The 15361-nt window shown below is 63.2% G+C and carries 8 protein-coding genes; 3 read left to right on the forward strand and 5 right to left on the reverse strand.

What is annotated here, in order from left to right:
- The first annotated feature begins 219 nt into the window (after positions 1-219).
- The 3 genes from ABJF10_RS11695 (at position 220) to ABJF10_RS11705 (ending at position 6347) form a co-directional block, all read left to right on the forward strand.
- Positions 220-1296 carry a hypothetical protein gene (locus ABJF10_RS11695; RefSeq protein WP_348544752.1) on the forward strand — a complete coding sequence of 359 codons (1077 nt, stop codon included), beginning with the start codon at positions 220-222 and terminating at the stop codon, positions 1294-1296.
- Positions 1297-1519: 223 nt separating this feature from the next.
- The gene (locus ABJF10_RS11700) at positions 1520-5755 is read left to right on the forward strand and encodes an autotransporter-associated beta strand repeat-containing protein (protein WP_348544753.1); all 4236 of its coding nucleotides are present in this window, start codon (positions 1520-1522) and stop codon (positions 5753-5755) included.
- Positions 5756-5870: 115 nt separating this feature from the next.
- A complete protein-coding gene (locus ABJF10_RS11705) occupies positions 5871-6347 on the forward strand; it encodes a DUF1810 family protein (protein ID WP_348544754.1) in 477 nt (158 codons plus the stop codon).
- Between the two features lie 3 nt (positions 6348-6350).
- Here ABJF10_RS11705 and ABJF10_RS11710 read toward each other — a convergent pair whose 3' ends face one another.
- The 5 genes from ABJF10_RS11710 to ABJF10_RS11730 are packed head-to-tail and all read right to left on the reverse strand — an operon-like array spanning position 6351 to position 15328.
- On the reverse strand, positions 6351-8423 hold the full coding sequence (locus tag ABJF10_RS11710) for an SUMF1/EgtB/PvdO family nonheme iron enzyme (RefSeq protein WP_348544755.1): 2073 nt from the start codon (positions 8421-8423) through the stop codon (positions 6351-6353).
- Positions 8424-8448: 25 nt separating this feature from the next.
- The gene (locus ABJF10_RS11715) at positions 8449-9963 is read right to left on the reverse strand and encodes a sialate O-acetylesterase (protein WP_348544756.1); all 1515 of its coding nucleotides are present in this window, start codon (positions 9961-9963) and stop codon (positions 8449-8451) included.
- 22 nt (positions 9964-9985) lie between these two features.
- Positions 9986-11527 (reverse strand): sialate O-acetylesterase, encoded by a 1542-nt coding sequence (locus ABJF10_RS11720; RefSeq protein WP_348544757.1) that lies wholly within the window; start codon positions 11525-11527, stop codon positions 9986-9988.
- 55 nt (positions 11528-11582) lie between these two features.
- Entirely contained in the window at positions 11583-14162 is a 2580-nt protein-coding gene (locus ABJF10_RS11725; RefSeq protein ID WP_348544758.1) for a sialidase family protein, read from the reverse strand.
- Positions 14159-15328, reverse strand: coding sequence for a sialidase family protein (locus ABJF10_RS11730; protein ID WP_348544759.1), 1170 nt, complete (start codon positions 15326-15328; stop codon positions 14159-14161). The genes ABJF10_RS11725 and ABJF10_RS11730 overlap by 4 nt, the downstream gene beginning before the upstream one ends.
- Positions 15329-15361: the final 33 nt, after the last annotated feature.

The raw sequence follows: 15361 nt of genomic DNA on the forward strand, positions 1-15361 counted from the left end.
GCCGGCTTCCCGAACCGCCTGAAATTGTTCCTCGGTAGGCTGCCCCGCCGTGCCGAGCCGGTCGCCCACCGCACGGTAAGCACGGATCTCGGACAAGGCGTTGGATGAAGTGCTCACGGTGAAGGTTGGGGGTGACAATATATGGAGCATCTCCACTCGAAAAGCTGTTAGCGCCGCCCTGGATGTGATTGCGTAGTACTTCGTCAGATCCCCCGCCCCATGAAATTTCTCCTCCCTTCCTGCCTCACCCTCCTTGTTGCCTTCATCTCTTCGTCACGCGCCGCCGATGCGCCGCTGAAATTCAGCGACCCCGTCGCCAAGCGCTACGAACTCACGGCCCGCGCCAGCGTGATCGATCCGCGCGTGCAAGCGCATCCGGAGATCAATTTTCTCATCGAGAAGGATGGCAAGCCGCAGGATACCGAGCAGGCCTCGGTGGACACGCGCGTCGCGCCGCAGGGCAAGCTGGTCATCTGGCTCATGGGCTACAGCGCGCCGCTTTTCGAACGCGTGAACAGCTACGGGCTGCACATCATCGATGTGCAGTATGCCCGGGGATGGTTCGATAAATTCGGCAAGGAGCCGGCGCCCGCGGATGAGCAATTCCTGGGCAAGATCCGCCTCGAAGCCGCCACGGGCGAGGATTTTTCCCCGGAGGTAACCATCCCCAAGCCCGACGGCATGATGGAGCGCGCCTTTCAATTCGTGAAGTACCTGGCGAAGGAAAATCCGCAGGGGCACTGGGAATATTTCCTCGCGGCGGATGGCAAGGGCCTGCGCTGGGATCGCGTGATCATGTCGGGCTCGTCGCACGGTTCGACCACGGCGGCGCGCTTCGCCATCTACCAGAAGGTGGATCGCGTGGTGCTCTTTTGCGGCCCGCGCGATCAATACGAAAACTGGCAGGGCCTGAATCCCGCGACGCCGGCGAACCGTTTCTTCGCCTTCAGCCACGTGCTCGATAGCGGCTGGACTGGCGGCCATTACTGCCGCTCGTGGGAATTGCTGAAGCTCAACCAATTCGGCCCGATCGTGAATGTGGACAAGACCGCCGCGCCCTATGGCAACACGCGGCGGCTCATCACCGATGCCGATGTGAAAGGTGACGCCAAACGCGCGCATAGCTCGGTGACCCCGGGCGGCGCCGCGGTGAAGGATGCGGACGGCAAATACGTCCACGAGGACGTGTGGCGCTATCTCTTCACGCAGCCGGTCGAGAAGGTCGGCCAGCCCGTGCCCGCCGATCCGAATTGCCTCAAGGATCTGCGCCACGCGGCGAAGAAACCGGCGCAGTAGCGGAGAGAGATGGGCGGCGATTCGCCGACCACCGGTAGCGAGGCGAAATGTAATGTTAAACGGTATACTGCGAGTGTGAAAACGAGCCGTTCGAACAAAGCGGTAATTCCTAAGGAATTTAACGCAACGGCCTTGGACAGGACGCCCGGCTCGTGCTGATTTCTGCGCCCGCATTCTCGTGCGCAGTTGAATCGCGCGGAGTTCGACGGCCTTTACTCACTTCATGCTGCCATCCAAACGTCTCATCTGTTCGCGTTCCATCGTGTGGTTCCTCTTTACCTTGGGAATCGTGGAAGCTGGGAAAGTCTGCGCGGACCAGACGTTCGACCAGACGAACCCAAATCACGTCTGGGACACAACAACCTCGAATTGGGACAACAGCACCCACACCTGGCTCAACGACGGCAGCAGCAACGCCATCTTTGCCGGCGCCGCGCAGACCCTGGACGTAAATGGCGGGATCAACGTCAATAACATCACTTTCAATTCCAACGGCTGGAACATCGGCGACCCGACCGCCGACGGCAGCCTCAACCTCGGCGCGCCGAGCACGATCACGGTGACCAATGTGAACGACACCGCGACGATCGGCGTGGGCCTCGCCAGTGGCTCGCTCACCAAGGGCGGCCTCGGCACGCTCGTCCTTTCGGGCACGAATACTTTCACCGGCAACGTGACGGTGGGCACTGGCACCCTCAAGATCACGAATAGCTCTGCCCTCGGCGACATCACCGGGACGACGAGTGTGACCAGCGGCGCAGCGCTCGTCCTCGGCAACGGCGTGAATGTGACCGGCGAGACGATCGGCATCAACGGCAGCGGCATTAATAGCACCGGCGCGCTACAGGCCGATGCCGGCGCCAGCGCCACGTGGGGCGGCACGATCACCATCGACACCCAGGGCGGGCGCATCGGCGCGCAAAATGGCGGGACGCTCACCGTCAGCGGCGTGATCAAAAATGGAACGGGCAACAGCAATGGTATTCTGGCCATTGGCGGAGCGCCGGGCGCAGCCATCCCCGGCGTGGTCATTATCTCGGGCACGAACAACACGTATTCCGGGGTCACCCAGATCGTCCGCGGCGTTTTGAAGCTCGGCGCGACCAACGCGCTGCCGGCCACCACCATCGTGGACGTGAGTTCCTCCACCACCGCCACGGAAGATAGCGTCTTCGACCTCAATGGCTTCAGCCAGTCGATCACCGGCTTGCAGAGGACGAACACCGTCGGTGCCGGTTTCGTGACCAACAACGGTGCCGCCGCCTCCACGCTCACCGTCACGGGCGGTGCCAGCCCCTTCACCGGCGTGATCAAGGATGGCACGTCGACTGTGGCGTTGACCAAGTCGGGCACCGGCACACTCACCCTCACCGGGGCGAATACCTACACGGGAGCCACGTCTGTTTCCGGCGGCACGCTGAGCCTCAGCGGCTCCCTCACCGGCACTGCGATTACCACCTCCGGCGGGACTGCGGTAGGCGCGGGCGCGCTGAGTGAGACAAGCACCGGCGTCATTGGCGGCGCGGTAACTGTCACCATCGGCAGCGGCAACTTCATCGCCGGCGGCAGTGTCACCGCAGGCGCTACCTTCAACGGCGCGAATACCTACACCGGGCTCACGATCGTCGGCGCCAGCGGCAACGCCGGCGTGCTGGTGGTGAACAATAACCTGGGCTTGGGCACCACCGCCGCTGGCACCACGGTCAACAGCGGAGAGGTCATTCTCGGCAACGGTGTCACCGTGACCGGCGAGACGATTACGATCAACGGCAATGGCACGAATAATAACGGCGCCCTGCAAACCACCGTGGGTACTTCCTCCACTTGGGCCGGCAATATCATCGTGGCCAGCGCTGCCCGCCTCGGTGGCGGTGACAATGGCACGTTGACGGTCAACGGGGTGATCTCCGGCGGGAGCACTTTACCCATCGTCTTCAGCCGCGGCACCAATGCCGTCACGATCCTCAACGCGGTGAACACCTACACGGGTGACACTCAATTGTTCGCCAATGCCGGCGCCGGCGATGTCCTGCGAATCGGCGTGGACAATGCCATCAACGCGCTCAGCCGGCTGTCCATGATCGGCGCGCTCGCCACCGCGACCATGACGCTGGATCTCAACGGCCATGTGCTCACCTTGCGGACTCTGGATACGACCGCAGCCACGGGGGGCAGCTCGCTTCTGGTCGTCGCCAACAATACCGCCTCCACCACGTCCACTCTCACACTTTCCAGCGCCACGAATGTGGCCGCCGACAATGGCATTTTCGCCGGTTCGCTGCAGGACGGCACGAGCGGCACGGGCGGGCTTTCCGTGGTCAAGGGAGGCATCAACACGCAGATCCTGATCGGTGCCAATACCTACACCGGCAGCACCACCATCAACGGCGGCACCTTGCAAATCGGCGCCGCGGGCGCGGGCGGGCTCAACGGCACCCTGGCCTCGCCCAACATCATCCTCAACGGCGGCATCTTCTCGGTGAACAATGCCGGCGCGACGAACAACAACACCAATCGTCTCAACGACAACGCCAGCTTCAGCTTCAAGGGCGGCACCTACCTCTTCACAGGCTCCGAGCTGGCCTCGACCCCATCGAGCGAAAAGGTGCATGCGTTCGCTCTCAATTCGGGCATCTCGAAAATCACCACCACTTTCGGCGGAACCAACACGGCCGCGATGACGCTGGACCAGCTCACGCGCCCGGCCAATGGCGGCATCGCCCTGGTGAATGGCGCGAATCTCGGCAAGGACGGGACCAGCACGGCCAGCGTCGCCCGGCTTTTGGTCACCACCGCGCCGACTTTGGTTGGCACGACCGCGGATACCGGCAACGGCATCAATCTTGGTGTCTTCAACACTCAGATCGTCCCCTTCCTGCTGGGCGAAGCCGCGAGCGGCACGGGCGGTGTCGGCACGGTCACGGGCGTCGCCAATACCTTTGTCACTTACTCTGCCACGGGCGGCCTGCGTCCGCTGAATCTCACGGATGAATTCACGCTGAATGCCTTCACCTTGGGGAATAACATCCACCTCACGAGCACGATCAGCCTGTCTGGTTCTGTCGCCATCAATTCCTTGATCATCGAAGGCACCAACACCGCCCCTACCATCAGCAGCGGTCAGACGCTCACCGTAACTAGCGGGGCCATTCTGTTTTCCTCCGGCACCAATCTGGGCATTACCGGTGGCACGCTCGATTTCGGTGGGAATGAAGGCATCATTACCATCAACGCCACGCCGAACACGACGATCGGCTCGGTCATCACCGGCACCGCCGGCGTGTCCTACTATGGCACAGGCACGCTCGTTCTTCAGACCCAGCAAAATACCTATTCGGGCAATACCCTGCTCGCGGTGGGAACGGTCATCCCGCAGGGCAGTTCCATCGGACCCGCCGGCGCCCCCACGAGTGGACCCTTCGGGACCGGCACCGTTATCTTTGGCGGCAGCCAGATGCGCGCGACCACGACTCCCGGCGGTATCACCATCGGAAATACGATCTCCTTTGCCGCGGATACGACCATCATCGCCGCGGGAGGATCCGACCAACCGCTCGCCTTTACCGGGCCGGTGACTTTGACCGGCAACCGCACGCTGACTCAAAACTCCGCCGCCAATACGATCTTCTCCGGGAACATTGGCGACGGCGGCAATGGCTTTGGCTTGACCGTGAACAGCCCCAGCACCGGGACGATCGCACCGGTCATCCTCAGCGGCAACAGCACCTACTCCGGAACAACGGCGGTGAAGGGCACCGTGGTCGTGAGCGGTTCGCTCTCCGGCAGCAGCGCGGTGGTGATCGGCGATTCCACGAGTCTGTCCAAGACCACCGTCCTTGGCGGCGGCGGCACGGTCGGCAATGTGACGGTGGGCATCGCGGCAGGGAACACGGGCGCGGCGCTCAAGCCGCATGCGGGTTCCGCGAGTACGAATGCCGGCACCACCTTGCACGCTGGCAGTGTGACCTTTGCCAATAGCTCGGTGCATCTCTCCCTCCAGATCGGCCGCACCTCTGCTTTTACCGGCAGCGGCGGCGATGGCGCGTCGGGCGGCGATGTCTCCGATCACCTCGGCACCACCGGCGCGCTCACGCTCAACGGGGCGGATCTCCAGTTGAGCCTGCTCACGACCACTGGCTACACGCCGGTCAACGGCGACATTTTCTTCCTCACCATCAACAGCGGCGGCGCGATCACCGGCACCTTCTCCTCCGTGAACGGCATCGCCACCGACTTGGGCGAAGGCATGACATTCTCCACGGGAGCTTTGGGCACACAGGCCTACCAAATCACCTACCTCGCCAATTTCGCCGGCAACTCCTTCTCCGGCGGGCACGATGTGGCGCTGCTCGCCGTCGTGCCGGAGCCAGGGTCGCTGGTCTCGCTGTTTGGCGGACTCGGTTGCCTGCTCGGTGCGCAACGGTTCCGGCGCACGCGGAGAGGGAAGACGGGCGTATAAGGACGTTTGCCGAATAGCACAATTCTGCAATCGTCTCAGGAAGGCGACCGTTCATCATGGCGCCAAAGCCACGACGCGCGGACTTCTCGTCAGCAAGACTCATAGATTCACTCCCATGTCCCTGCAACGCTTTCACCACGCTCAAGCCAGCCAGTGGGCCGGCTACGCCACCGCCCTCGCGGAGATGCGCGCCGGTCGCAAGAACAGCCATTGGATCTGGTACATCTTTCCGCAGATCGATGGACTCGGCCGCTCGTCCACGGCCCGCGAATACGCGCTCGGCGACCTCGCCGACGCGTGCGCCTACCTGCGCGATCCGCTGCTGCGGTCTCGCTACGAAGCAATCACGAGCGCAGTGGCGGAGCACCTCTCCCACGGCGCACCGATCGAAGAACTCATGGGCGGCTCGACCGACGCGCACAAACTCGTCTCCAGTCTCACGCTCTTTCGTACCGCCGCTGCCGAGCTCGCGCAAGATGACGGCGGCACCGACTTCAAGCGGCTATCCGAACTTTGCGCGTCCATTCTCGAGCGCACCAGCGCGCAAGGTTACCCGCCCTGCGAATTCACGCAGGAACGTTGCGCGCCGTAAGCGTCACTTCTGCGGCGCCGGCGGCAGCTCCTTGAGCCACGACAGATTGAAAACGTAGTGGTTCTTGCTGCTGATCAACTGGATCAAATCATCGCGCGTCTGGCAGACGGAAAGATACCCGGATGGTTCCGCCATTGTGTCGCTGAGCGTGAACTCGTTTTTGTCCACGCCGCTCACGGTGCGCCCGGGGCCACCGGGCGTGATCAGCCGCTGCACCGGCCAGGTCTTGCCTTCGTCGAACGACACGGCCGCGAATAATCCATAGCCCGTGAACTCCGCTCCGTCGACCGCCTTGAAGGGCAGGCCTTTGCGCTGCTTCCAGTCGCGCAACTGGTCGGTGAACGAGCACAAAAGCAGCGGCCCTTCGTGCAGACGGATCAGCACCGCCCGCTGCACGGTGCTGATCGCCGGGAACGGACTCTCCTCGTACGTCCATGTCTGGCCGAGATCGCTGCTGAAGCTCACCGGCGTACGGCCATGAAAACGCTCCTGCTCCTCGAGTGTATCGAACCTGCCGAATGCCATGATCCGTCCATCGGCCAATTGCGCCGTCGCATTGTGAATACCCGCGAAGCGATCACCATGGCCGCCGGGTTGATAGTCCGGTTTGCCGTGCGCCGGCGTCGGCGTCCACGTCTGCCCGCCATCGCGGCTGATATCGAATGCCGCGCCCAGCGAATTGCGATCCAGCGGTAGCACCAGGACGCCCTCCTTCGTGCGCAAGGGCAGATTGCCAATCTCGACCATGGGCTGGATGAGACGCGCCTTCGACCACGTGGCGCCGCTGTCGGTGGAAGTGCGCACGATGTCGCCGGCAAAGCTCTTGGCGAAAAAAAACAGCGTCCGTTCCCCATCGGACCATAGCTTGGGCGCGTGATCGTTGATGTCCGGCCCATCCCAGAACGGCGAGGCCGCCTCCCATTCCCCGGCGCCGCGCCGCAACCGGCTCGCCAGGTCCGCCAGCTCGGGGCCGCCCTCGTCGCCGCAGGAAAACCACACCGCCAGCAGATCGCCATTCGGACACTCGGCGATGGATGGGCTGTGATTGTGATTCGAGAACATCGGGCCCGCCATGCCGGGCGGCACTTTCACAAAGCGTTGCGGACCGCGGAAGAAGGGCGTGGTCACTTTCTCGACCGGACCGGGCGACACCTGGCTCACGTCGCGCGCGTTGAGCGCTGGCGGCGGCACCGGCAACCGCGCGGTCTTCGGCCGCTCCCCGAGCACCACGCGAAAACCGGTCTGTTCGTTCGCCATGGCCGGTAGACGTCCGCTGCGATTTGCCGAGCGCAGCATCCGCGTGAAATCGGAGTGGCTGCCGCCACGCGTCACGCGGAAGTCCCCATCCACCCGCCCGACCGGATCGACCTGCTCGCCCGCTTCGTACGGTCCGTACCAATCCAGACACCACTCCTCCACATTCCCGTGCATGTCGAAAAGCCCCCACGCATTCACCGGCGTCTGCGCCACGCGCAACGGCGCTTCCTTCGGCCAGTCGCGATAGTCGCTCGGATACTTCATCGTCTTGGTGAAGAATCGCTGGAGGAACTTGTCGTTGAATTTCCATTTCTGAAATCCATCCGGCAGCCGGTCTCCGGTGTGGAAGAGCGTCGTCGTCCCGGCGCGGCAGGCATATTCCCACTCCGCCTCCGTGGGCAGCCGGTACGGCTTGCCCTCCTTCGCCGAGAGCCACTCGCAGAATTTCATCGCGTCGTCCCAGCTCACGAAGATCGCCGCCTCGTCGTCCTGGTCCTTCGGATTCCTGCCCGGCTTGAATTGCCGGTACTGCGCATTCGTCACCTCGGTGCTGCCGACATAGAATGGAATCGTAATCTTCACCGGGTGCGCCGGCTTTTCATCCCAATCCGCCTGGTCGCAACGCTCCGCGTGCCGCGTCGTCTGGTAATCCGCCGCCGGCCCATCCTGTCCCATCACAAAGCTTCCCGGCTCGATACGCTCGAGCTTCATGCCGATGGAGTTGGTGATTCCCTTGGGTTCCGCGCCGCGCAATGACGCGAAGGAAAGGGCGCTGACCCCGCCCAGCAAACAAACCGAAGTGTTGAAGAGATGTTTCATCGTAATGAGAATTTCCCTGCGCCGCTCACTTCCAGTCGTCCGTGCGGAAGGGGGACGCGGGGAGACCTGCCCCGTTGTAGAGATTGCACACGGGATTATTTTCCCACGCGTAACGAACCGCGGCCGGCTTCGAAACGTCGGAGCTGGAAACGATGACTTCGCCGCCCTCGATCTTCGCCCTGGCACTCACCCATTTCTTATCCTCGCCCGCGATGACAAAGCCTTTCAACTCACCGTCCTTCGCCACCAATCCGCCGTCGGCATGATCAAACTTCAGCACCACGGCACTGCCGCGAACCTCATATCCCACCGGCAGCGGCCCGGAGATGCTTGGAACCTTTTGCCCGTAAACCGTACCCAGCGCCCACAGCGCCAGGCGGTGACCGACTTCCTGCTTGTTCTTTGGATGAATGTTGTTCGCCTCGCCGACGTCGATCGCGATGGCCATACCGGTGTTCTTCACCTTCAGCGTCTTCAACATCTGCTCGCGCATCAGCGGCCAGTCGCGGATTGCGCCGCCGTCGAAATTCGGCAGCTGCACCCACGCAAACGGAAACTCCGAACCCCAGCGCGCGCGCCAATCGGCGATCAGCGCCGGCAATTGATGCCCATAAAATGCCGCCCGATCCGGCGAGGAATTGGCCTCGCCCTGATACCAGACCACCCCGCGCAACGCGTAAGGAATGAGCGGCGCGATCTTGCCGTTGAACAAACCGCCGACCTCTCCGATTTTTTGCCGGATGGCCACGGGATCGCTCGGCGCGCGTGGCGGCTCCTTGCCTTCGGCTTTCGCCTGCGCGGCGACCTCCTGCCATTTTGCGAGGCTCTTTTCGAAAGCGGCCTTCGCGACGGCGGGGTTGTAGGCCCGTGCAGCTTTGGTCAGCGCGTCCGCTGCCGCTTTCACCTCCGGCGTCTGCTGTTGCGCCTCGGTGCTGATCCACGATTCGATGCGCGTGCCGCCCACAGAGGAATTGATCAAGCCCACTGGCACTCCCAGCGTCCGGTGCAGATCGCGACCAAAGAAATAGGCCGTCGCGGAAAAGAGCGGCACGGTGACGGGTGAACAAACCTGCCACAAACCCGGGCAATCCTCCTGCGCCGTCGCTGCCGCACTGGACCGCACCGTGAACATCCGCAGCGCGGGAAAATTCGCCGCCGCAATTTCATCGGTCGCATTCTTCACCGCCCCCACGTTCAAGGCCATGTTCGATTGCCCCGAGCCCAGCCACACTTCGCCAACGAGCACGTCCTTCACCGCCAGCGCATTCTTTCCTATTACGGTCAGCGTTTGCGGCGCCTCCCCCACCTTCAGTTTGTCGAGCTTCACCTTCCACTTGCCATCGGTATCGGCCTTGGTCGTCTTCGATTGTGTGGCAAAGGAAACAGTGACCTCCTCACCCGGCTCCGCCCAGCCCCACACAGGCACGGCCATGTCCGCTTGCAGGACCATGTGATCGGAGAATATCGCAGGCAGCTTCACGTCCGCACGGGCCGCTGTGGCGCCGGCGAAGATCACGAGGAGGAGGAGGGAGGTTTTCATGAGTTATTTCCGTTGTGCCGATTCAGTTCTGGGCCTTCAGCGCTGTGCGGAACGGACGCAGCGGCAACCCCGCGCCATTCTCGATCGAGATGATGGGATTCTCCGCCCACGCATAGCGCAGCGCCTGCGGCTTCGGTGCCTGGGCGCTCCACAAAAGAAGATCGTTGCCGTCCACCTTGCCGTCCGCCCATACCCAGTGGCCATCGGCATTCTGCAGCACAAACCCACGCACCTCTCCGCTGCGAGAGCGCAGGCCATCCGCGTATTTCAAACTCACTCGCACCTTGTCCCCCTCCATTTTGTAACCGCCAAATTCCGGACTGTGCACTTCGCCGAGCGGAAGATGATAAACTTCGGACAGCGCGAGGTTGGCCAGTCGATCGCCCACCGGTTTCTTGACCGGGAAGTGGGCATTTTCCGCGATGCCCAGATCAATCGCCGCCACGACTCCAGTGCGCGGCAACTGCAACGCTCCGTTCTGCGCCTCGCGGATTTGCGCGAGAGGGCGATCCTCGTCCGGCTTGGTTTGCAGCGCGTGCATGTTGTTCATCTCCACATAGTAGAAAGGAAGCTCCACGCCCCAATGCGCCCTCCAGGTGCGAATCAGAGTCTGGATCAGCTCGGAATACTCTTCGGGATGCGCATTGTTCCCATCGGCTTGAAACCAAATGATTCCCTTGATCGCGTAGGGTTCGAGACCGGCGATCTTGCCGTTGTAGAGCCGCACCGGCGCATGATGACTCTCCGGCGAATAGATTTCCTTCGGTCGTGACGCCGCGTTTTTGAGTTTCAGGGCCGGCGTCGGATTGGCCGCTTCCCAGGCCACCTCCTCCGCTTTGTATTTCGCCGCCGTCTCCGCGGTGTAGCCGGCAAGGGCGTCCTGATGCCGCTTCCAAATCGCTGCCGCCACGGAAGTCGCGTCGAGTTCCTTCTTGGGAATCCACACTTCCGCCGCGGTGCCCCCGACAGCAGAAACAATCAGTCCCACCGGCGTATGCAACTTCTCATGCAAGGCCAGCCCGAAATACCACGCCACCGCCGAGCACGTGCTGATCGTCTCCGGCTCCGCGATCACCCACTTCCCCGCGACATCCTCCTGCGGCTCATCCGCTCCCCGGCTCAGCGTCATGAAAAAACGAATCGCCGGGCGCACGCCCGCCGCCTGCGTCTTCGCTTCCGCGAGGGTCTGCGGCGCCACGTTGGATGACGCGATCTTGTAGGACATGTTGGATTGCCCGGAGCAAAGCCAGGTTTCTCCGACGACCACGTCTTTCACCGTCAACGTATTCTTCCCCGTCACGGTCAGCGTTTGCGGTTGATCGCCCGCCGCCAGCTTGTCGAGCGTCACCTTCCATTTGCGATCGGTCCCGGCCTGGGTCGTTTTCGATTGAGCGGCCAGTGTCACGGTGACCTCCTCCCCGGGCTCCGCCCAACCCCAGACCGGCACGGGCGTATCCGCTTGCACGACCATGTGGTCGGAAAAAAGTGCGGCCAGTTTCACGTTCGCGCGGACCGATGCGGTTCCGGCGCAGACCAACACGGCGAGGAGAGGGAATATTTTCATGGGGCGTTCTGGTGCTTGTGGTAGGCGGGTTTAACTCGGCTTTAGTACGGAGGTTTCACGGCTTCTTCACCGGCTCCTCCAGTTTCTCCGGCGTATCGCGCACGGGGTTGGTCGCATTGGCTTTTGCTCCGCGCTTTTTCGCGCGGGCGGCCGCACGGACTTTTTCGTCGGCCACCCATTGGTCGTCGATGCCGCCTCTGAAATCGGCGAGGCGGTTGATCTTCTGCGCCAGCCGGCTCGTCGGCGTGACCAATTTCCCAGCGAGAATGTCTGCCTCCGTGATCTTCGCGAAAATGATCTGCTGCGCATCGCGCGTGTACCGCTGCTGGTCGTAAATAATGTAGAGCGACCCGTCGGCGGTCTCCGTGCCATCGGGATAACTCGTGGAGCGCTCATCGAGCAGGAGCTTGTGCGGAAAGGTGCGGCCATCGTCGTCGGAGAGCATCGCGGTGAGATTCTTGCGCGCCTTCGGATCGTTGTTCACCACCAGCAGCATGCGGCCCGATTTGAGCCGCCGGAGGAAGAAGCGCGTGTTCACATTCATCTCGCGCGTGAACGGTTCTCCCACGCTCCACGTCTGGCCGCGGTCCGTCGATGTGCTTTGCGCGATGCCGTAGGTGGTGCGCGCCAGCATCCACAGCGAGCCATCCTTGCGTTCCGCCAGCATATGCTCGGCAAAGGACACTTCCGGAATTGCCACCGCTGCGCGGAAGGCCCACGAAGCTCCGTGATCGGTGGACAGATACACTTTCGCTCCTTTGCTTTTGCGCGGATCGGTCGACTTCCCATCGCCGGAAAAATTGTCCAGCGGCGCCAGCCATTCGCCGGTGGAAAGGATGGTCGGCTTGTTCAGGCTCACGCCCGGCCCGAGCAAAATCGGCCCGGACCATTGCGGCTGCGCATCGTCGGGCCGCGTATTGAGAAACGCCCACGAAGTGCGCGGCCCCAACGGCGAGGGGTCTTCCTTTATCGAGCGGTTTACCACCCACCACAACCGGCCCTGCGGATCCATCCAGAGATGCCCATCGCCGCAACGGCTGGTGGCCAGCGGCTCCGGCTGGAAAACCGCCACGGGATCGGACCACGTGCGGCCATCGTCGCCGCTGGTCACCAGCGTCTGGTGATTGCCCGGCTCACCTTCCCCCGCCGGCCCGCCATACCACGTCGCCCACAGTCGCCCGCCCGGCGAGACCTCGATGCCGGGAATCCCCTGCCACTTGCGTGCCGCGTGGGCGTACTCGGGACCCGGATTGGTGATGAGCTTCGGGGGGATCGGTGCGGTGCTCGCGGGTTCTGGCCCCGGCACCGACGGCGCGGTGCCCTCCAGGGTCCTGCCTTTGGCAACGCCTTTCGTTTGCGGATGCGTGGGTACTTCGTGGATCACCACACCGTCCAGCGTCCCGGCCAGGACGGAGGCCTTTGGCACGATGGCCGTGCAGATCGCGCCCCGGTAATTGACGCCGTCCGCCTCCAGCCCACTGGCCTTGGTATTGCGGCCGTGATCATAGGTCACGATGTAATTGCCCGTCGGGGAGCCGTCGCGATTGCGATCGATGGAGACTACGAAATTGGCCATGGTCATGCCGATCGGAGGCTGCCGCGGATCAAAGACCAGTTTCGCGATCGTCCCATTCGTCCCATTCGTCCCATTCGTCCCATTCGTCCCATCCTTCCGATACACCGCCAGCGCCGCCTGCAACCGGCCCCTCGGCGAACCATTATACGCCACCACCAAATCTCCCTCCTGGTCGGTCGCCATGCCATCGATCACGTTTTTGACTGCGGGAATTCCCGCCGGCTGATAGGGCACACCCCAACTGCCCGCGCGCCCACGATCATGACTGTCGCACCAATAGGGCCCCGGGTAGGCCCGGATGAGCATGCGGTAATCGCGGTCGCCGAGCGCCACCACGAATGGGTCGCAGAAGCCGCTGTTGTGACTGAGGTCGGGGAGATTCGGAAGCTGGGAAAGGAGTTCCGGCACGAGCACGTCGCCTTCGCGGATCGCCAGACGCCACAACCGCACTCCATCATAGTCGTGCGTGATGCTCTGCCCTTGGGCCAGGCCGACGAAGGTCGGCAGCAAGATATCCGAACCCACGACCGCCGGGACACCCGCCGTGCCGCGGCAGAGGTAGCAACTCGGTCCCACGGCGAATGTGCCCCGCCTGCCAGTCTGCGAATTCCGCACCACACAACCGTACAGGCTGTACCAACCCCGCTGCGGGCGCCCGCCACGCACGGTCGGGAAAAAGACAATCGCGTCCCCATCCGGTGTCTGGCCAATGCGCGGATCGACCATGGCGCCCGGCGCCTCGGGTTCGGGCGGCGGCACGAGGAAGAAGCCGATGTGCAGCGTCGCCCCCTTGTCGTCGGAGTAATAGAATGTCAGGTAGTTCGGCGGCGCCGCGCCATCGGTGCCGGGCGGCACGCCCTTGCTGCCATAAGCCACGTAGCAGATGCGGCCATTCGGCAAGACCGTGCTCATTACATAAAGACGCGAGACGTACTGGTCGTAGGCCGGGTCGGTCGAGACGACCAGCGGCGGCAGCGCGCCGACTGGAGGCGCGGTCGGCGGCGTTTGCGCCACGGCACCGGCGACGACGAGGAGAAAGGTCAGCGCGGCAATTTTCATGGCACGGATCCAGCGGGCTTGGCGGCTTTTGCGGGGGCGACGCCGGTCGCTTGATTGATCGGCACGCGCAGCCGCGTGGACCCCGACGGCTGCCCCGCTGCGACATCGCTCTCGGTGAAGGCAGCCATGAGGATCTGTTTCGATTTGTTGCGCTCGAAATCGTAGATGATCCGGATGACGCCGTCCTGGTCCTGAATCCCGTCGGGATACGAAACGCCGAGGCGTTCATCGAGGAGCAGGCCGCCGGTCCATGTCGCGCCTTCGTCATTGCTCAGGTACGCGGTGAGATGCGAGCGCCCTTTCATCTCCGGCGGGTTGTGGCGGACGAGGAGCAACTTGCCCGAGGCGAGCCGGCGAATGAAGAAGCGCGAGACCACATGCGGGATGCTCGAGGGCTTGCACTCGCTCCAGGTCTTGCCGCCGTCGGTGGAGGTGCTTTCGCCGATGCCGTAGCGCGTGCGCACGAGCATCCACAGGCTCCCGTCCTTGCGCTGCACGATCATGTTCTCGTCGCAGTTCCGATCCTTCGCTTCGGGAATAGTGGCGCTGCCGATGAATTCCCAGGTGGCGCCGTGATCCGCCGAGCGGACCACGCGCGAGCTGCCCTCGCGATTCCACAGCGCCGTAGGCAACAGCCACGCACCATCGGCAGCGACCGTGGGTTTGTTCATCATGATGCCATCGGCGATCCTCGCCGGTGGCGACCATTTGGGATCGGCGGAACCGGAATCCTCCGTGCTCATGGCGAAGAGCTGCGGCATCATCTTTTCGGCGCGTTGCGCCCAGAAAAGCCAGAGCTTGCCGGAGGGATCGTGCCACAGGCACGGATCGAAGGCGCGCACCGACCCGTCGCGGTCGGGGTCGAGCACGAGCTTGAGCGACGACCATGTCTTCCCGTCGTCGTTGCTCGTGACGAGCATGATGTAGTTGAAGCGGTCTTCCCCCGTGCCGCCCCCGTACCAGCACGCCCACAGGCGGCCGTTGGCCGCGCGCTCGATGCCGGGAATGCCCTGGAACATGCGCACGTTGTCGGCGTACTCGGGGCCAGGCGAAAAGTTCGGCACCGGCGGCGTGGCGACCGCGTCGGATTTTTCGGCGCGCACCAGCGAGGCGGCGCCGAGCAGCAGAAGCGCGCCGAGGGATCGGGAGAGGAGTCGGAGTTTCATGGGTGGAAAGGAGTGGTGGAGGTGTGCTGTCGA

It is taken from the genome of Chthoniobacter sp. (genome assembly GCF_040003245.1).
Lineage (GTDB): Bacteria > Verrucomicrobiota > Verrucomicrobiia > Chthoniobacterales > Chthoniobacteraceae > Chthoniobacter.

Bases quoted from the DNA above. Each gene is read 5' to 3' on its own strand.
- ABJF10_RS11730 (WP_348544759.1), bottom strand. From the start codon at position 15,328: ATGAAACTCCGACTCCTCTCCCGATCCCTCGGCGCGCTTCTGCTGCTC.
- ABJF10_RS11710 (WP_348544755.1), bottom strand. From the start codon at position 8,423: ATGAAACATCTCTTCAACACTTCGGTTTGTTTGCTGGGCGGGGTCAGC.
- ABJF10_RS11720 (WP_348544757.1), bottom strand. From the start codon at position 11,527: ATGAAAATATTCCCTCTCCTCGCCGTGTTGGTCTGCGCCGGAACCGCA.
- ABJF10_RS11705 (WP_348544754.1), top strand. From the start codon at position 5,871: ATGTCCCTGCAACGCTTTCACCACGCTCAAGCCAGCCAGTGGGCCGGC.
- ABJF10_RS11700 (WP_348544753.1), top strand. From the start codon at position 1,520: ATGCTGCCATCCAAACGTCTCATCTGTTCGCGTTCCATCGTGTGGTTC.
- ABJF10_RS11695 (WP_348544752.1), top strand. From the start codon at position 220: ATGAAATTTCTCCTCCCTTCCTGCCTCACCCTCCTTGTTGCCTTCATC.
- ABJF10_RS11715 (WP_348544756.1), bottom strand. From the start codon at position 9,963: ATGAAAACCTCCCTCCTCCTCCTCGTGATCTTCGCCGGCGCCACAGCG.
- ABJF10_RS11725 (WP_348544758.1), bottom strand. From the start codon at position 14,162: ATGAAAATTGCCGCGCTGACCTTTCTCCTCGTCGTCGCCGGTGCCGTG.